Origin of the sequence: Pedobacter indicus (assembly GCF_003449035.1) — a bacterium.
GTDB classification, from domain to species: domain Bacteria; phylum Bacteroidota; class Bacteroidia; order Sphingobacteriales; family Sphingobacteriaceae; genus Albibacterium; species Albibacterium indicum.
Genome location: NZ_QRGB01000001.1, coordinates 1,135,379 through 1,154,302 on the forward strand (window position 1 = coordinate 1,135,379; position 18,924 = coordinate 1,154,302).

Below are 18,924 nucleotides of genomic sequence, written 5' to 3' on the forward strand. Positions count from 1 at the left end.
TTGTTTTTGTTATTATAGATACAACACAAAACATTAAGGTGTGTTTACTGCAACAGGCAATACTTTCCCATTAAAAAATTTATGACCTGTCAATGCGAAGTCAGCGATGTATTTCCCCATTTCAAATGCAGCTACAGGAGACTGAAACTTTGGGAATGCCTTTTCCAGCATTTCCGTTTGTGCAGAACCCAAAGCCAGGCAGTTGATGCTTACTTTTCTTTCCGCTAATTCAGGAGCCAGACATTCGGTTAAAATATGGAGAGCCCCTTTACTTGCTGAATAGGCGCTTAGGCCTGGGAATTTAACACTACCCTGATATCCCCCCATGCTCCCGATATTAAGAATATGTGATTTTTCGCTCATTAGCGGAAGTAAGTTTTGAATCATTTTAACATGTCCCAACAAGTTCGACTGGATCATCTGTGCAAATTCGATCTGACTAACCTCCATAAAAGGTTTGTTGATAAGCGCACCCGCATTGTTTATTAGAATATCCACCTCTCCCAAACGTTCGGAAACAAAGGGCACCAGTCCGCCAGCATAATCATCATGCACAATATCAAATTGTGCGGGATACAAGGTGCAGTCCGGGTTTAGACCCTTAGCAATCTCATATAGCGTGCTCAATTTACGTTGATTTCTGGCGAGCGCTATAACCTTGTGCTTTGAGTCTAAAATTAAATCCAATACGGCCTCAAATCCTACGCCGCTACTTGCACCTGTAATTACAATGTTCATTTTTTCTTAATTGCTAATATCTAAAGTTACGAAATTGAAAATAAAACTCAGTCTTCCTCGCCATCCTCTTTCTCCTCTTTTCTAGGCAGCTCCTTTTCACCTAAAGCCTGTGGATGAAAAATAAAGTAGCTTCCGGTGATTGACATGAAAGCTGCGACAAAGTAGTAGAGCAGACTTATCAAAACGGCTAAGTGTGGGTCTAGATTAAATACCTCCGCTCCATATAGAAATACAACTTCTCTTGCTCCAAGTCCGCCAACCGTAAACGGAAAGATAGCCACCAGTGAAGAAGCCAAAAACATAAAAAGATAAGGGGAAAACTTGCCATCAAAATGAAGCGCATACAAAAGACATATTGCACTTATTAACTGAAAAGACTGAACGCAGATGGCACGAAAATGCGTCATGAAGAAAGTTTTACTATATCGGGGGAAAACTTTTTTCATGACTATAAAATAGACTACCGTGCCTAAGCTTATGGCCGTTATCGGCATCCAGTTAGGGATATTGAGTTGGGGCATAAAAATAATCAAGCCTACTGTAATAAGGCATAATGCCCATAAGCCACTTAGGCGATCAAAGAAGATGGCCTTCAATATCCGCCTCCCTTTGATGCCAAATTTCTTGCGTAAAAAGAAGATCTTATATCCATCACCACCAATACCACCGGGCAAAAATAGGTTATAGAACATCCCTAACAGGTATAGTTTGAAATTGTACCACTCAGTAATACGCAGGTCTATTCCTCTGAAAAAACCGTTCAATCTTCTAGACGTGATTACTTGAGATATACCAAATGAAATAAAAGCCAACAGAAAGAAAATCGGATCGGAAGTGGTTACTGCTTCTTCCAAATCTTTTATAGATACCCGACTAAATACCAAATATAAGGAAAGAGCAGTTACGCCTATTTTAATAAAGAGCTTGGTTAGGCTCCAGAGTTTCTGTTTAGTCATTAATTCTTGTACCCGGGCTTGTTTAGTTTTCAAAGGTAAACAAAGCTATATAATTTAACGTAAACCTCATTTATAAATTAAATGATCAATGTCATGGTATAGTTTTTGACATTTTATATGTAAACTTGTACATACTAAAATTAACGCGAATATTATGAAACGATCAATTCAACTTTTTGGAATTATAGGCATTCTTGCTCTTTTTCTAGGAGCATGTTCAGCACAGCAAGGTAGTGGAGGGCCGTCTGCATCAGCATGGCGTAACGGTGTGAAGGGGCAATGGACTTTGAATTCGGTTGAAAAGGATGGCTTCCCGACTGGTGCTTCCGTTAAAACTATTTTTGAAGAAGCTCCTATCGATTGCTTTATTGGTAGTACTTGGAACCTTACTGGAAGCGGAAAGGGATCCATTACTTTTTCCAACGCGGGTGAACTTTGTGCACCTGGAGCCGTAAGAGATATCTTCTGGTCGATATTTCAAGCTGAAGGGTCTTCCAGCTCTCAATTCCAGTTTAAGAAAATAATGCCTGGCGATCGTCCAAAGGATGTTACAGCAGGGTTCCGTTTAGATCTCATGAGCGCCAATGATAGCGGTTTAGTAATGCGTATGCCCGTAGATGTTGGCGGAACGACAGCTCATTTAATCTTTAATTTCAGCAGAAACTAAAGAATGAAGACTGGAGTATCTTTAACCCAAATTTTATAGACATCAAAAAAAGCCTGATCAATCAGGCTTTTTTTGATGTCTATAAAATTAATGAGCTGGAAATTAGATTATTAATCATAATGATAAAAAAAACATTATAAATATTTTTGAAATCCATTATTCTAATCTATATTTGCAGTCCCCAAAGGGAGATTAGCTCAGCTGGTTCAGAGCATCTGCCTTACAAGCAGAGGGTCACTGGTTCGAATCCAGTATCTCCCACAACAAAAAGCCCCGAACTCCGGGGCTTTTTTTATGCAATCCTACATAGTCCTAAAAATCCGAAAAATCTTCCGCTACTAATGGAAACTTTTATATTTTTATAATGGAAACTTTTGATAACTGACTGATAATTCCATTTTTATAATTTCATTTTATGAAAAGAAAAATATCGCTCATCCAAAAAATATCGCTCATCCATGTATTTCTCGTGATGCTTGTTCCTATTGGTTTCGCTCAAAACTATTCAGCAAGCAGCCATGGGCATTCACACAACGACTATTTGCAGGACCGTCCGTTTTTTGAAGCAGCTCAATATTCTTTCGGGTCGATTGAAATTGATGTTATTTTACAGAAAGGTGAGTTATATGTCGCGCATGAAAAGGAAAGTATCGATCCGACGCGAACGATAAAGAGTCTGTACCTAGATCCGCTGATGAAACAGCAGGCAGAACATGATGGTGCGGTTTATCGGGACGGGGAACGCTTGCAATTCCTTATTGACTTAAAATCAGAGGCAGAACCCACGCTTCGTGCTCTTGAAACTTTGCTCAAACCTATTCGCGAGCTTTTCGACATAATGGATAACCCCAACGCTGTGCGGATCGTCATCAGCGGGAATATGCCTGATCCGAGTGACTTTCGTAAGTATGATGAAATTTTTTATTTTGACGGCAGGTCGAATCTGGACTATACATCCGAACAATTAGACCGTGTGCCAATTTTTAGCGCGCCCTTCAATCAATTTGCACAATGGAAGGGTGAAGAACCCATCTCGGCTGAAGATTATAGTAAAGTAAAAACATTCACCGATTCCGTACATCGCTTAAAGAAAAAAGTTCGTTTTTGGGGTAGTCCGGATACCGAGCTGGCCTGGAAAATTTTTTTGGAAATAGGGGTTGACTATCTAAATACCGATTCTCCTGCACAATTGGCTTCATTCCTAGAAGCTTATCGAGATTGAACCGCATATCCACAGGAGATCGTCAAGGAAAAATTACAAGAATTTTAACATTATTTAACGTAGAATATGGTTTTAGTTAAATTATGGGGCTTATATTTGTACTATCATAATTTAGGTTTATAATTGGTTAGTAAAGCCCCTGATCCTCCCCGTTTCAGGGGCTTACTTTTTGCACCAAATTATCATTCTACCGATATTTTTATGCCCAGTAATTTGTAGAACTCTTTTAGGATCGCGGGGTGACCGGGCCAGGCTGGCGATGTTGTCAGGTTCCCATCGGTAATGGCCTCCGTAGCTGGAATCTTTTTATACGTACCGCCTGCCAAATCAATATCAGGTCCGACAGCGTCATAGGCCGTGAGCGTCCGGCCTTTTAGAACTCCTGCAACAGTCAGGATCTGGATACCATGACAGATTGCCGCCACCGGTTTGTTGTTGTCAAAAAAGTGGCGAGTATAATCCAGAACCTTTTCATTTAGGCGGATGTATTCCGGTGCACGTCCGCCACAAACGTACAGACCATCATAGTCACTAGCATTGACCTCATCGAAGTTTTTATTCAATACGAAATTATGACCCTTTAGCTCGGCGTAGGTCTGAAATCCCACGAAGTCGTGAATAGCAGTCGCGATCGAGTCGCCAGCTTTCTTGTCTGGACATACTACATCCACCTCTAGGCCTACAGAGAGAAGAGCCTGATAAGGTACCATGATTTCGTAATCTTCTACAAAATCGCCGGCCAACATTAAAATTTTTTTACTCATTTTTTCTCGTTTTTTATGGTTAATCAGATAGGAGCAATTTAATCAATTCGCTATCAAAAAACGAGTGCCGTCCGCCAATTTCACACAAAAGTAACCTCCATCTTCAGTAACCTCCATCTTCGAAAAGTTTCGGAGCAAACCTCTTTAACACTGGTTTAGGGTACTCGCATTTTAAACTGGTATCCTTGCCGTCATGAACCCGTACATTTAATGATTTGAACGGGTTCATAACGGGTTGGCAACGGGAGCACTACGGGTTCATCTAAAACAAATCCTAAACCGTTTTGTAACGAGTTTTTATAAAATGACAAACAATTAGGTGAGAATGTGTATTTTAGACAGAGGGGTTTTTGAGTTTTGTTCGATCAGCGGCAGATTAATTTTAGATAAAAACTATAAATGCAGAATTATGGAAAATTACATGAATTATTTAAGGAATAGCCTGGCTCTAGTATTAGTTTTGGTTGGAGCTGGTACCTATGCTCAGTCAGCGGCTGCCATAGGTGGTGCTTGGGAAATGAAAGATGGGGATAAAACTTCTGTTCTCATCTTTCAAGATAATTACTTCACGGAAAGCATATTCAAAAGCAATGAATATGTTAAAAGTTTTGGTGGGCCGTTTAAGGTCAATGGTTCAGAGTTAGAAATTAATCTGGAATTTGATTCGGAAAACAACGCTCGTGTAGGATCAAAACTCAACGGAAAGATAGCGATTGACGGCGATCAGTTAACAATAACACAGGAGGGAAAAACAAAAACCTGGAAAAAGACAGATCATGGCGATGCTCCACTTGCCGGTGTCTGGCATATTACAGAACGTATGCAAGACGGAAATTTAGTAGCGATTCATCAGTCCGGCACTCGGAAAACCCTGAAGGTCTTGACAGAGGATCGTTTTCAATGGTTTGCTATTGATGCGGGTACAAAGCAATTTTCTGGCACAGGCGGCGGAACTTATACTTTTGAAAACGGTAAGTATACCGAGAATATTGAGTTTTTCTCGCGTGATAACAGCCGGGTGGGAGCCAGCCTATCTTTCGATGGCGAATTAAAAGGTGGTAAGTGGCACCACAGTGGTTTAAGCTCTAAAGGAGATAAAATTTATGAGGTTTGGAGCCGGGTGGAATAAGTAAGATCTAATAAAAGAAAGAGAGGCAACCACTAACGGGATTGCCTCTCTTTCTTTTACTAGATACCTTGTTATAAGTATCGTTTTGTTAATATCCTGGATTCTGGGTTAATCCTGGTTCTACTTTTAACGCACTTTCGTGGAAAGGCCACAAGTATTGATGTGGAGAGAATTTTCTATCCTCAATCTTCAGAGAAACCAGCTGTCCGTTTACTAATCTTGTATGGCCCATAGCAGGCTGATTTAAGACATCTTCTGCGATTCTCCAACGGATGATATCATAGTAACGAAGGCCTTCTCCTGCAAACTCAATTCTTCTTTCATTCTGAATGAGCTTCAACCATTGGTCTTGCGTGTAACTACTGTAAGAAGGTAGCGTAACATCGGCAACAGTCATATCCAGTCCAGCTCTGGTGCGGATGTCATTGATGCACTTCTTAGCCAAAGCATCAAAGTCTCCCATCATGAGTTTTGCTTCTGCGTAGGTCATCAGAACTTCTGCATAGCGCAATAGTCCAAATTCCATATTTCCATTACGGAATGCGTCATTTTCAGATACAAATTTCTTCCACCAATAACCCGATTTACTTGCACGTTGATTTTCGTAATACATCGGGTTGTTTTGATTGTAGATATCGATTGTTTCGCCATAGAATTCATCACCATGTCCAAAAATACTCACATCGTAACGGGGATCGCGATTCAGGTGTGGATCCAATTCATATTCTTGTTTAGTATGCAATGGGCATTGGTCAATTGGGCGACCTTGTTTTGTCCAGTATGCATCTACCAATGATTTGATAGGAACCATATAAGATTGGCCGGCGCCGGTTCTGAAATGAGGACCTAGATCTCTAAATGAAAATGTATTAGCACCACTAAAACTTTCAATGTTCATGTGCATAATAAATTCATTGTTATCCGAAGCAGCAGTGTATTGGAATAAATCGCCATAATTTGGATGCAATGAATATTTGCCGCTGTCCATAATTTCCTTTGCCAAGCGGGCCGCTGTTTCAAAGCGGCCGTGGAACAATGCATAGCGCATAATTAGAGCTTTGAATGAATAGCGATTGAACATGTATTTGTCAACCGTATACTCATCTGGTGGAAGCGCATTGGCTATCTCTTCTGCCATCGGGAAGATGATATTTAGAATTTCCTCTTTCGGCATTGCAGGCTGTAATGCTTGTTCCAAATCTGCAGGCTCTAAAAAGAAAGGAACATCTCCAAAGTGGAACGTGAGACGGAAATAATGCCACATTCTTAACGCTTTTAAGATATTCTCATAACGCGTTCTGATGGATTCATTTTCAACATAGGGTTCGTCAATATTTGCTATGTAATTGTTTAGTCGGCCAACATGTTTTAAACTTTCATTGTAGTAATATTGCGCCAGTACGGAGTTGCTATTCATATTGCCATTAGCAATAATCTGATGATGATCGCCAGCAACCCGTGCGTATCCGTTGTCGCTTCTACCGTCGAGCATATAAAAAATTGTACGACGGTTATTGTGATGTGTAAACCAATCATAAAAACTACTGTAGGCTACTCTCTGCAAGTCGGCTTCAGTATTAAAGAATTCTGTAAATGCCGTCGCAGTGGGGTCACTTTTGTCCAGAAATTTCTCACACCCAGTAAGTGCGAATGTCAGTAAGACAATGAAATATATTTTTATCTTTTTCATTTTAATGAATTTGATTCTTTATAAAATTGTTGCTTTTATCCCTAAGCTGAATGTAGCCATCCGGGGATAATTACCGTTACCACCGTTTCTTTCTGGCTCAAGACCTTCCCAATTGGTGAAGGTAATTGCATCCTGTGCATTCACATAAACTCGAAAATTGCGAATGCTACTTCCTAATTGTGGGAATGTGTATCCTAACTGAATAGTTTTAATTCTAAAGAAGGCTGCGTCACTTAACCACACGTCACTTAAAACGGCATTTGAGCTGTTTCCAGTCCATACGCGAGGGAAACGTGCATTAGGGTTGTCCGGAGTCCAACGGTTATCCATATAGTATTGTCTTGGACTTCCCATGTTATTATCTGTCCCATCCATCAATACGGGATATCCCTCCAAACCAGCTAAACGACCGGTCCGCTTGCCGACACCAACGCCTAACATGGAGAAGTCCCATTTTTTATAACGTAAGTCGAGTGTTACAGAATAATTTAAATGAGGAAAAGGGTCACCTAAGTCGACACGGTCCATATCATTGATAACCCCATCACCATTTTGATCAACATATTTTATATCGCCTGGCAGTGTATTAGGAAGTTTTGCATCGGTAGCATCAACCTCTGTCTGGTCTTGGAAATAGCCATTGCTTTGATAACCATAGTAGTTGTCAATTGCGATGCCTCTGTACCAGATCTTATCAGCATTGTCTTTGAATATCAACGTGTCTGTTGTGGTGTGTCCCGCCTTTAATACTTTGTTTTTGTTGTCGAATATCATACCTCCGATACTGTAAGAGAAGTCTCCTTTGGTTTCTCCCCAGCTGGCCGAGAGTTCCCATCCTTTGTTTTCTACTTCACCTATATTTATTGAAGACTCAAGAGTATGTGAACCTGTTAGTGGAGGAACCGGGAAAGCTGAATAGATTAGATCATAAGAATGTTTATTATAAAGCTCAGCCGTCAAATTTAGACGGTTTTCGAGCATGCTTATGTCGACACCAACATTCCATTGCTTTTGTTTTTCCCAAGAGAATAAAGGATTTGGAACACGCATGGTCCAACCCCAATTGTTAACAATTTCTTGCCATAAATAAGGCTCAACATTTTCATTACCAATCAAACCATATGAGAAACGGAATTTCAGGTTGTTTAGAGTGCCAGACTCTCTCAATCCATTCATAAAGCTCTCATTATGTGCATTCCAAGCAATCGCTCCCGATGGAAATAAACCCCAACGATGACCTGGTGCAAATTTACTGCTTCCATCGGAGCGTATCGTACCTTCAATCAGATAGCGATTATCAAATGAATAATTCACTTTACCAAAGAAAGAAGCTTTACTTATTTCGCGATAATCTGTATAGGTAAAGCTCATCATTTCAGAACCTGCCACCACATATAACTTATCTTTATCCTGTCTAAGGTCGGTTTCATAGTTGACATTGGCTCTCGCTGTCAATTGGCTGGAGCTCACACCCTGACTTGCGCCGACTGCGTTAGCCCAAGTTGTAACAGGTTTACCGTCACCATCAAAAAACTTAAAGGTTGACCTTTGATGTTTATTGGCTGATTTGTTAATCATGTAAGAAACATTTCCCTCAATGCGAAAATTATCGTTGATGTTATAACGAGGTCTTAAGTTAATTGTACTCCGATCGTGTAAAGCACTCCATGCTCCACCATGATGAATTGACGCAAGAGGGTTTAAGTTATTGTGTAGAATATAATGGTCGGGGCGGTCAGATTCGTAAAAGATGTCCTGTGTAGGATTCATTTTCCAGGCATTCGCATAGAGTCCGTGACCGTTATTATTTGCATAAAGACGATCTACTTGTAAACGATGTGCATAGAAATCCGCAAGTAGTAAAAATTTATCATCGATATTAATGTTTGTATTGAAACGGGCGGAAAACTTTTCGGTTCCTTCTTGATTGTTTAACCCATTTTCTTGGATATAGCCAACCATAAGGTTAAACGTCCCTACACCCCCACCGCCGGAAACACTAGCAGCCGTATTATGAGCAATAGCTTTTCTTTCCATGATCGCATCTAACCAATTTGTGGTAGCACTTAAGCCGCGATCTGCAGAATCGATCATAGCGTCGGTGTAAAGAAGGCTTTGGTTCTGTGTTGCTCTGGCTTCATTGTTCAGACGCATATAGTTTGCTCCATTTACGAAGTCTGGTAAATCGATTGGGTCGCTAATAGCTGTCCACGTATGTAGATCCACTTTAAATTGACCACGATCTCCTCGTTCTGTCTCAATTACAATTACACCATTAGCACCTCGCGATCCATACATTGATGCTGAAGCGGCATCTTTCAAAACTGTAATACTTTTGATTTGATTCGGATCCAAGTCAGAAAGCGACTGCTCCATTCCGTCAACAATTACCAATGGTGAGGCACTTTGCAAAGTACTGATACCTCGAATAGCAACCGCACCCGGGCCGGTTCCCGGTAAGTTGTGACCTTGTAGAACTGTTGCTCCCGGAATCGTTCCAGCAAAAGCTTCTTCTAATTTAAAAATAGGTCTTGATTTTACCTTTTCCATGTCGACTTCAGCAATGGATGAAGCAAGGTGCTGGCGTTCCACAGCGTTGTAGCCCATCACAACGACTTCGTCTAAGTCTTGGCTGGATTCATATAAGGTAACTTCGATTCTTGTTTTTCCTTCAGTATTGACCTCGACATCATTAAAGCCGAGTAGACTGAATATTAATGTCACATCACCATTGGTTGTAATTTGATAGTGGCCATTATTGTCGGTATTGGCTCCGATGTTTGACCCTTTTACAAGTACGTTGACCCCAGGGAGGGTTTCTCCGTTCTCATCCGTGACCGTACCCGAGACTGTTTTTTGCTGTGCCGCGGCGTGGAACGTAAAGAATAGCATCATAAATGCTATTAAAGTCCTTATTTTAAGCATAATAGATTTAGTTAAAGTGTTTCATATTATTTCGTTTTTTTGACGTATCTTATCGCTGGCTTATCTGATAAGCAGCAGCTTACCCAATGTGTTTTGTACACCGGATAATCAGAACAAAAATGGATTGTAGGTTTGGATAGTAAGTTTGTTTTACATGTAGACTCCTCTCTTTATTGTTAATCGAGGCTATAAATATCACTAATAATTTCGCTGCTTGCAAAAAAAAGCAGCTTTCATAACATTAATTTAATGTTCGCGTAACTATATGTAATAGATATTGTCGCTTTAGCGAAAGATAACGTAATATTTATGATATTTTTTGATAAACATGAAAACGGGGATAAAAGATTGTGTTTTGTAACAATTAAGTATCAGAGAGGGTTCTTCTTTCCGAAGAGATCAATGATAAAACAAAAGAAAAATACAGCTGCTGAACCAATTACGTTTAACCATAAAAATGAGATAAGGTCGAGGTTATATATGATAATGATGCTAAGCTCGGCGAGGATTGCAGAGATGAACATATTATGCCCATTAATTTTCTTGTAATAAAAAGCAACCAAGAAGATGCCAAGGATAGGTCCGTAGAACAGTGATCCCAAGATATTGACAGCTTCAATCAATGATCCCATTTGGGTAGCGAACATCGCCACACCGATTGAAAATATTGCCCATATCAGTGTATGTAGACGACTGTAAAGAAGCTGTTGTTTGCCGTCGTGTTCTTGATCTCCAGGGCGCCATCGTAATTGGATGTCTTTGTATGAAGATGAAGCTAGGGAGTTTAGAGCAGCGGAAATGGATCCCCATGATGCGAGGAAAATAACGGCGAAGACAAGGCCGATCATTCCCTGGGGTAAGGTGTTTTGGACAAAATATAAGAATATATAGTTCGTATCGGTTTTTTCAATGGTGATACCCGCCTCGTTAATGGTAGTTTCTACGGTTGTATGTAACTCTTTGATTTCCTTCTGTACAGCTTTATAATCAGCTACGGTCTGGTCTAAGTTTTCCGAGCCAGAATCACGGTCTTGCAGCAGTTGGTTGGATAAGGCCATTTGTTTCTTTTGCAACGCATTGTGCTGCTGGTTAAATTGGGTTGCAAGTTCTGGGTGCTGTTCTTCCAGGATATTATAAGAGCGTTCATTGAAATAGACCGGCGCTGGTTTGAGAGCAAAAAAGGCAAATAAAAGAGCTCCGATAAGGAGGATGCTGAATTGCATGGGTATTTTAACCAATCCGTTCAAAAGTAACCCGATCCTTCCGGTGCGGACATTTTTGGCTGAAATATACCGGCCAACCTGGCTTTGGTCGGTTCCGAAGTAGGAAAGTGCCAAGAAAAAACCACCAATAATACCACTCCATATATTATATCGATCGCTTAAATCGAAATCAGTTGTGATAACATTGAGTTTGCCTGATTTACCGGCGATGAAAAGGGCATCGTTAAAAGTAACTCCATCGGGCATCTGCTTAATTAAAAGATAGCCGGCAAAGGCCATGCTTCCTAAAATAATCAGGAATAATAGCTTTTGTGTATGTGCGATGGCCTTGGCACCGCCAGAATAGGTGTAGAGAAGTAGTAAACCCCCGGTAAGGATATTCGTAAGGTAGATGTTCCAGCCTAGAATGGTTGATAAAATAATGCTGGGAGCATAAATACTGATACCGGTTGATAAGCCCCGCGACATTAGAAAAAGAAAAGAGGTTAGAATCCGGGTCTTTTTGTCGAAACGACTTTCCAGGTATTCATAGGCAGTATAGACTTTGAGTCGTTGGAAAATAGGGATGAACGTGATGGATATGACGATCATGGCGAGCGGCAGACCAAAATAGTATTGTACGAAACGCATACCATCGGTGTAAGCCTGGCCGGGAGCCGACAGAAATGTAATGGCACTGGCCTGAGTAGCCATCAGACCGATCAGTACAACGTACCAAGGGAGTTCTTGATTTGCCAAGAGATACGATTTCGCGTCTTTTTGGCCACGACCTTTATACACTCCGTATAGCAAGATAAAAATCAGAGTCAAGAAAAGTACAAGCCAGTCGGTTAAACTCATTCCCAATATTTAGTAAAGATATAGTACAACACGATCTGGACAACCAATGCCACGACGAGCAGGATGTACCAGGTGTTCCAGTTATTTAATCGTTTATTTTTCATCCTGGCCGATTGAAAGCAGATTGAAGAATAGTTTTGAAGCTCCGCTATGTCCCACCGGCAATTGCCTGAAGAAAGAGAGTGGTGTATAAATAAAATGACCTTTCCCGTAGCTCGCGTATAGCAAGGCCCCCTTCCGTGGCTCTTCTCCCTGGTCGTGCATTTCAAATAAAGGGGTATAGGCTGAGTCCCACTCGGACGGAAAATATGGACCCATTTCTTGAATCCACCCATCGAAATCATCTTCGGTGATTTTATTTGGTGTGTTTAGAAGTTGGTGCTTTGGATCGAGGAAAGTTACTTTCGCATTCTCTTCGGCAACCCGATTACGACTTATTGTAAAGGGGTAGGGACCTATTTCGGTTGTAGACATGTCTTGCAGTGTATTAAATTGCATGATCACTGTGCCGCCGTTAAAAATATATTGATTAAGAACGGACATCCAGCGTGCCATTCTTTCTTCTACATTAATAGCGCGGATTCCAGTAATAACCGCGTCGTATTCTTTTAAGTTCTCTGCATTACTTAAATCTGCCTCTGTTAGGAAAGTGACATCAATACCTGCAAGTCGCAGAAAGGTAGGTATAAAGTCGCCTGCACCCTGAATATAACCTATCCTCTTAGCGGTCGTTGTCAAGTTCCCATTTAATACCAGGGTGCTGGCCGGTGTAAAATACTGCAGTGTTGGTATATGGTCGTATTTTATAATATGCTGGTTTTTGTTGAAGGCATGTTCCGATGTATGAAAAGTAGCTTCTATCGCTTCGTTGGGCTGAAGTTCATCAAGAGTTTCTTTTGCGAGTGTGATCGTGAAAACTGAATCCTGATTGGGGAAAAGTGTGACATCTTTGAGTACGCCGATTTCTTTTGTGTTTTGAGTTAGAATAAGGTCTCCTGTGTATTTGTTTTTATGATTTTGAATGTTAATTGTTAAATCCAACGTTGAGTCTCCTTTAGCAAAGAAAATGGGTTGCGTAAAAGAAATATTGAGAGGTGGAGTAATTTGCAATTGTTCGACAACGTCACCCTTAATTGGGTCAAGCTTTTTATAAGAAAAGGGGACGTGTACCCAGAATTCCTGTTCGCCAATAGTTAATAGGATTTTGGCGTTTAAATCAGGTTTTTGAAAAGGAAGTCCGACCTGTTCGGCTGACTCAACAGCGTATTGCGAAGTGCTTTTTTGTGGGGTGCTGAGCCAGTAGGGTTCTGTAGGCTTTGTGTCTTTTGGAATTTCCAGTTGAAAATGAAAGTTGACCAATGAGTCGGCAGGTAGCTGACGTTGAGGGTTGTCTTCCTTCGTTAGTAAGACTATCTTTTGAACAGTGACCGGTATTTGAGACCTCGAAATAAGGTTCAGATCGAACGTTAAAATTTCTCCGGGAATAGCGCTACTTTGATTGCTCACCATTTCCCCCATAAACCCGGACGACGATAGGATTATTTGGTCAATCAGGGCGAGTTTTCTCTTTTTTAGGTCGGCATCTTCTAATGATTTGAGTTTAGACCGAAGTTCCAATAAAGAGGGTAAACTTGCACTCGGCTGTTTGAAGTCATATTCATCCAATAGCTGATCAATCGCTTGGTCGATATCCGCACGATCAATATCGGCAAAGCTATGAGTAAGTCCATCAAACAGAGAGCTTTGTAGAGGTTCGCCGGCGACAGGGGAGAAATAGTCACTCCGAACACCCGCTACCGAAGGTGTTCCAGCGCCTTGACTTTGATGTTTGCTGCGGCTAACACCGGCCAGCTCTCCATAGCCCATCCCCAAAAGAGGGTCATATTGACCTACCTCCACTTTAAACTGGCTCGGGTCGGTCGTGTTATTGTCCCCAAACCGGAATGTATTCCAAAGCAAGCGTTTGGTCTGCCAGGGTTGAGTCGCTTTTAACTGTTCAGGATATTTATTGGGATCCGCCGCAGCCTTGAATGCTGCTTCAGCGATCGTAGCTGACGCAGAATGTTGCCCATGACCAGCTGCGGACGTCGGAGGGAAGCGCGTAATAATTAGATCAGGCTTGAAATTCCTGATAATCCATACAACATCTTTTGTAATACTATCCAGGTTCCACTGGGTAAATGTGTCTTCCGAGCTCTTCGAGTAGCCAAAGTCTATGGCAGTACTGAAAAGTTGTTTGGCTCCGTCTATTTTTCGGGCTTCCAATAGTTCATAGGTTCTGATTAGCCCTAATGCAGCTCCCTGTTCGCTGCCGATTAGATTCTGTCCGCCGTCGCCCCTAGTTAGGGATAAATAGGCAGTTTCAATATGCTGGTCGTTAACCAACCATGATAGAAGCCCTGTGTTTTCATCATCCGGATGAGCTGCCAGATAGAGAACCCGTGGTAGATTCTTCAACATCTTGATCTCTTTATGGATCCTGTCAGAGGATTTCGGTCGGATTTGTTGAGAAAAAACAGGACGCAAAGAAAAGAGAAGACTCAATACTAACAGGATTCGGATCATATAGAGAGGTTATTTGTTATAAAAATAATAATTCCAGTCAAAAACAACCAAGACTGAGTGTTTTTGTTACGAATAGCTAATATTCTGAAGAAAATATTTTGTTCTACATATGGACAAAATCAATAAGATTGATATATTTGTTGATTTCAATATAAAAGTTACAATGGGCATAAACGGACTCACAAATGATTTGCAAAAGATAACTGCGCCGACGATGGCTGATATTGTCGAAGTTAGATTAATTGAATTTTTGAAAAAAAAGGCTTTTAAGGCAGGTGATGCTTTGCCAAAAGAAATGGAAATGGCCGAAGCTTTGGGGGTAAGCAGAAATGTTGTACGAGAAGGGCTTAGCCGTCTGAAAATGCTGGGATTGATCGAATCGCGGAAGAAAAGAGGAATGGTGTTCGTCAACCCAGATATATTAGGTTCGTTTGAGAAAATATTAGATCCATTGATTATCGATGATGCAACTATAAAAGACATCTTTGAGCTGCGATTGGTATTGGAAATGGGGTTAGGTAAACTATTGTTTCAAAACAAGACGGAAAAGGATGTTGCCGACCTGGAAAAGATAGCGAAGGATCAGGATCTTGAAGATGATTCTTTTCGAATTAAGCATGAGATCGATTTTCATGGGAAGCTTTACGAAATTACGGCAAATGATACACTAAAGCGTTTCCAAAAAATGTTATTGCCAATTTTTGGCTATGTCACCTCTTTAGAAGGTAAGCCGACGAGAGGAAAAACAAGTCACTTAGATTTGGTGGAAATCTTAAAGAACGGAACTTTAGAGGAGTTCAATAAGGGGATGGAAGAACACTTGCAGCCTCATTTCGACCGCATTAAAAAATTTTAATAATTCAGTTACATAAGCAATCTTAGGTTAAATTTATTTTGCTTTTATGGTTATCTTTTCTACATTCGATATGTAGAACATATAAACTTAAATAAATAACCATTTAAACAATGAAAAGAAACCTAACTTTTTTGCTTATCTGCTTATTGTGTGTCTCCTTTTTTCAATCTAATGCCCAAGAAAATGGCTTTACAGTTTCAGGTGAAGTTGTTGCGAGCAATGATGGGATGGCTCTCCCGGGTGTTAATGTAAAATTAAAGGGAACATCAATTGGTACTGTAACTGACCAGGAAGGTAGTTACGTGATTGAAACCAAGACCCCGGACGGTGTTTTGGTTTTTTCTTTTTTAGGATTTATTACACAAGAGGTTCCCATAAATGGACAGAGGAACATACCTGTTTCGCTGGAAGCTGATACAGAAACTCTAGATGAGGTAGTTATTATTGGATATGGAGAGCAAAGCAGGGAAACTGTAACCAATTCGATATCTCGGGTTGGAGCTGCGGAGTTTGATAAAGCTCCTGGGCAAAATCCATTGCTCCAGTTGCAAGGAAAGGTAGCTGGATTGTCATTGCAAGTCCAAGACGGACAGCCCGGATCCAGTCCTCAGATATTTATTCGGGGAGGTAGTTCTACTTCTCCTGAGGGTGACGCTCCTTTGTTTATCGTTGATGGGCTGGTTTCACAAGGTACGCGCAGTATTAATGACCTGAACCCTGATGATATTGAGTCTGTTCAAGTGTTGAAGGATGCTGCATCTACCGCCATCTACGGAGCCCGTGCAGCGAACGGTATTATTATCGTTAAAACCAAAACCGGTAAAGAAGGCAAGCCGGTAATCAATCTTCGTTATACACACGGTATTGAAGAGCAGATGAAGCGACTACCCTTATTAAACGCCCGGGAATACGTCTATTTGACGCGTAAAAATACGATGGAATTTAATACGACCAATCCAGATTTCTATCTGGGGGGCGGGCGTTATGGCATGTCTACAGGTAACCCGCGAAATTCGAATAACACCTTGGAGTTTTTAGACGTATATATTCGTGACTATGGCCAGGAATATGTTGATGATTTATTAGCTAACCAAGGATGGGAGACCATGGAAGACCCAGCAACCGGTAAGATGTTAATCTTTCAAGATAATGATTATCAGGATGCTACCTTTCAAACAGGCGGGAAGCAGGAGTTGGATTTTGATATTAGTGGTGGGACCGAACGCGCGAGGTATTATTTTGGTTTGGGATATCTGAATCAGGAAGGAATCGTTCGTGGAACGGATTACCGGAATTATAGTGCGTTGTTTAATGGTGATTTCAAGCTTAGCGACAAGTGGAGCGTAAATACGAAATTTACATATCAACAAAGGAAATCCAACGCCCCTAATAACTACGAATGGGTGCTCAGTAGAAGTGTTTTGATGCCTCCAACGTATCGGCAGTATTATGAAGATGGTTTACCTGCACCGGGTGAAGGAATATCTTCTTTTAGGAATCGTTTGCATGAAATATATTATAAAACGAAGTACAATGATGTTAACGTATATCGTACGAATATCCAAATCGGTGCGAACTGGGATATTTTGCCAGGCTTAAAATTCCAGCCATCGGTATACTATTTTACAGCTGAGGGTATTGAAAACTATTTTGAAGCTTATAATCAAACCGTAACCAACAGGCCTGCCTCGGCAAACCATAACTTTGACAGGCATTTTCAGGTGGATGGTTTGTTAACCTATACTAAACAGTTCGGAAGTGGTCATAATGTGAATGCAATTTTAGGTGGAAGTTATAACAATGACTACGCTTACCGTATGAATGGAAGCGGAAGAGAAGCTTTGACCGATCATATCCCAACATTAAATGCTTCCTCTGATATTACCCAACGAGTATCAGCAACGAAGTCATACGATGCTATGTTAAGTTATTTCACACGGGTGAATTATGATTTTAACCAGAAGTATATGTTCACCGCTAGCTTACGTGCTGATGGGTCATCACGTTTTGCTGAGGATAATAGGTGGGGGTATTTCCCTGGAGTATCAGCTGGTTGGAATCTTCATCGTGAAGATTTCTTCGAACCAATTTCTTCAACCGTCTCCCATTTCAAACTGAGGAGCAGCTGGGGAAAAACGGGTAATAATTCTCTTAGTGTTTTTGATTCGCAAGGCCGTTATTCAACAGGCTTCGCCTATATGGGTAATGTAGGTATTTTAAATACTGCTTTAATGAATAGTAAGCTCATGTGGGAGCAGACTGCTTCGTTTGATGTGGGTGTGGATTTAGGTTTCTTAGGCGATCGGGTAATGCTTTTGGTTGATTATTATAATAAACTAACCGATCGCAGGCTTTTCGATAAACCGCTTTGGTCGCAAACTGGATACAGCTCGATTCGCAGTAATTTCGGATCAATTCGTAGTCGAGGTTTTGAAGTTGAACTACAAACTACACCCGTACGAAATGAGAACTTTCAGTGGAACTTGGACATGACTTTTGCGTACAATCGGTCAATAGCCGTAGAATTACCGGAAAATGAAGAAGATAAGAATCGCGTCGGAGGTAATTACGTATACGATCCAGCTTTGGGAGATTATGTAAAAGTGGGTGGGATTGCCGAAGGTGAACGTTACGGTGGAAGGTGGGCCTATAGCTATCAAGGAGTTTATCAGACCGATGAGGAAGCTGCAAATGCTCCGGAAGATAAGAATGCATCAGGAAGAACTAAAACCGCTGGTGACGCGATATTTGCGGACTTAAATAATGACGGAGTTTTAGATAATAATGATATGGTCTTTATGGGTTACATACGCCCGGATAAAACTGGTGGAATGGTCAATAGCTTCCGTTATAAAAATCTATCAGCACGCTTTGTTGTCGACTGGGCTGTTGGTCATGTTATCGATAATAGTTTTATGGGAAATGTGATGGGAAGTAGCCGGAACAATAATAATGCATTCAGAGAGGCGACGACTGAGAGTTGGCAAGGAGAAGGACATCAGGCCACTTATCCAAAATACACCGTTCAAAGTGATTTTGATTACAATTTCCGTAACCATATGAGATGGGATAATGCAATTGGTAGCAATGGGAGTAACAATAGTTTGTATTATGGAAAAGGGGACTATATAGCTTTTAGAGAAGTTTCTATAAGTTATCAGTTGAGATCTGAGTTTTTGAAAAAAGCTAGAATAACAGGGCTGGAGATCTTCGGCGGCGTTTACAACCTTGGGTATATTACCGCTTATAAAGGGATGATGCCTGAAATTTTTGACGGTGTAGATTATGGAACCTATCCGCGTCCACGTCATATCAACTTTGGATTAAAAGCTACATTTTAACGTTTAAA

At 40.9% G+C, this 18,924-nt stretch carries 12 protein-coding genes and 1 tRNA gene; 6 read left to right on the forward strand and 7 right to left on the reverse strand.

Annotation, left to right across the window (positions count from 1 at the left end; genetic code table 11):
- Positions 1-33: 33 nt before the first annotated feature.
- Positions 34-738: an SDR family NAD(P)-dependent oxidoreductase gene (locus tag D3P12_RS05205; RefSeq protein ID WP_118194003.1), complete on the reverse strand. Its 705-nt coding sequence runs from the start codon at positions 736-738 to the stop codon at positions 34-36.
- A gap of 47 nt (positions 739-785) precedes the next feature.
- Positions 786-1,694 carry a lysylphosphatidylglycerol synthase transmembrane domain-containing protein gene (locus D3P12_RS05210; RefSeq protein ID WP_118194004.1) on the reverse strand — a complete coding sequence of 303 codons (909 nt, stop codon included), beginning with the start codon at positions 1,692-1,694 and terminating at the stop codon, positions 786-788.
- Positions 1,695-1,848: 154 nt separating this feature from the next.
- Between D3P12_RS05210 and D3P12_RS05215 the strand changes: the two genes are divergently transcribed.
- The 3 genes from D3P12_RS05215 to D3P12_RS05225 all read left to right on the forward strand — a co-directional run bounded on the left by D3P12_RS05215 (position 1,849) and on the right by D3P12_RS05225 (position 3,583).
- Positions 1,849-2,361: a hypothetical protein gene (locus D3P12_RS05215; RefSeq protein ID WP_118194005.1), complete on the forward strand. Its 513-nt coding sequence runs from the start codon at positions 1,849-1,851 to the stop codon at positions 2,359-2,361.
- A 186-nt stretch (positions 2,362-2,547) separates the two neighbouring features.
- A tRNA-Val gene (locus D3P12_RS05220) sits at positions 2,548-2,622 on the forward strand.
- Positions 2,623-2,776: 154 nt separating this feature from the next.
- A complete protein-coding gene (locus D3P12_RS05225; protein ID WP_118194006.1) occupies positions 2,777-3,583 on the forward strand; it encodes a phosphatidylinositol-specific phospholipase C/glycerophosphodiester phosphodiesterase family protein in 807 nt (268 codons plus the stop codon).
- 182 nt (positions 3,584-3,765) lie between these two features.
- Here the strand turns inward: D3P12_RS05225 and D3P12_RS05230 are convergent, their stop codons facing one another.
- Complete coding sequence (locus D3P12_RS05230) at positions 3,766-4,347, reverse strand: DJ-1/PfpI family protein (RefSeq protein ID WP_118194007.1); 582 nt, start codon at positions 4,345-4,347, stop codon at positions 3,766-3,768.
- A gap of 409 nt (positions 4,348-4,756) precedes the next feature.
- Here D3P12_RS05230 and D3P12_RS05235 point away from each other — a divergent pair, with 409 nt between their 5' ends.
- Positions 4,757-5,476, forward strand: a complete 720-nt coding sequence (locus D3P12_RS05235) for a membrane or secreted protein (RefSeq protein WP_157970255.1) — start codon at positions 4,757-4,759, stop codon at positions 5,474-5,476.
- An 88-nt stretch (positions 5,477-5,564) separates the two neighbouring features.
- Here D3P12_RS05235 and D3P12_RS05240 read toward each other — a convergent pair whose 3' ends face one another.
- The 4 genes from D3P12_RS05240 to D3P12_RS05255 all read right to left on the reverse strand — a co-directional run bounded on the left by D3P12_RS05240 (position 5,565) and on the right by D3P12_RS05255 (position 14,614).
- Complete coding sequence (locus tag D3P12_RS05240) at positions 5,565-7,166, reverse strand: RagB/SusD family nutrient uptake outer membrane protein (protein WP_118194009.1); 1,602 nt, start codon at positions 7,164-7,166, stop codon at positions 5,565-5,567.
- A gap of 18 nt (positions 7,167-7,184) precedes the next feature.
- Entirely contained in the window at positions 7,185-10,061 is a 2,877-nt protein-coding gene (locus D3P12_RS05245; protein ID WP_245977392.1) for a SusC/RagA family TonB-linked outer membrane protein, read from the reverse strand.
- 401 nt (positions 10,062-10,462) lie between these two features.
- Entirely contained in the window at positions 10,463-12,154 is a 1,692-nt protein-coding gene (locus D3P12_RS05250) for a sodium:solute symporter family transporter (RefSeq protein WP_118194011.1), read from the reverse strand.
- 93 nt (positions 12,155-12,247) lie between these two features.
- Entirely contained in the window at positions 12,248-14,614 is a 2,367-nt protein-coding gene (locus tag D3P12_RS05255) for a PIG-L family deacetylase (RefSeq protein ID WP_205941062.1), read from the reverse strand.
- Positions 14,615-14,828: 214 nt separating this feature from the next.
- On the opposite strand from D3P12_RS05255, the gene D3P12_RS05260 reads away from it, so the two are divergent.
- Positions 14,829-15,575 (forward strand): FadR/GntR family transcriptional regulator, encoded by a 747-nt coding sequence (locus D3P12_RS05260; RefSeq protein ID WP_245977393.1) that lies wholly within the window; start codon positions 14,829-14,831, stop codon positions 15,573-15,575.
- A gap of 110 nt (positions 15,576-15,685) precedes the next feature.
- Positions 15,686-18,916, forward strand: coding sequence for a SusC/RagA family TonB-linked outer membrane protein (locus D3P12_RS05265; protein WP_118194013.1), 3,231 nt, complete (start codon positions 15,686-15,688; stop codon positions 18,914-18,916).
- Positions 18,917-18,924 lie beyond the last annotated feature (8 nt).

Bases quoted from the DNA above. Each gene is read 5' to 3' on its own strand.
- D3P12_RS05245 (WP_245977392.1), bottom strand. From the start codon at position 10,061: ATGATGCTATTCTTTACGTTCCACGCCGCGGCACAGCAAAAAACAGTC.
- D3P12_RS05230 (WP_118194007.1), bottom strand. From the start codon at position 4,347: ATGAGTAAAAAAATTTTAATGTTGGCCGGCGATTTTGTAGAAGATTAC.
- D3P12_RS05235 (WP_157970255.1), top strand. From the start codon at position 4,757: ATGGAAAATTACATGAATTATTTAAGGAATAGCCTGGCTCTAGTATTA.
- D3P12_RS05210 (WP_118194004.1), bottom strand. From the start codon at position 1,694: ATGACTAAACAGAAACTCTGGAGCCTAACCAAGCTCTTTATTAAAATA.
- D3P12_RS05225 (WP_118194006.1), top strand. From the start codon at position 2,777: ATGAAAAGAAAAATATCGCTCATCCAAAAAATATCGCTCATCCATGTA.
- D3P12_RS05250 (WP_118194011.1), bottom strand. From the start codon at position 12,154: ATGAGTTTAACCGACTGGCTTGTACTTTTCTTGACTCTGATTTTTATC.
- D3P12_RS05205 (WP_118194003.1), bottom strand. From the start codon at position 738: ATGAACATTGTAATTACAGGTGCAAGTAGCGGCGTAGGATTTGAGGCC.
- D3P12_RS05260 (WP_245977393.1), top strand. From the start codon at position 14,829: ATGGACAAAATCAATAAGATTGATATATTTGTTGATTTCAATATAAAA.
- D3P12_RS05240 (WP_118194009.1), bottom strand. From the start codon at position 7,166: ATGAAAAAGATAAAAATATATTTCATTGTCTTACTGACATTCGCACTT.
- D3P12_RS05265 (WP_118194013.1), top strand. From the start codon at position 15,686: ATGAAAAGAAACCTAACTTTTTTGCTTATCTGCTTATTGTGTGTCTCC.
- D3P12_RS05255 (WP_205941062.1), bottom strand. From the start codon at position 14,614: ATGTTGAAGAATCTACCACGGGTTCTCTATCTGGCAGCTCATCCGGAT.
- D3P12_RS05215 (WP_118194005.1), top strand. From the start codon at position 1,849: ATGAAACGATCAATTCAACTTTTTGGAATTATAGGCATTCTTGCTCTT.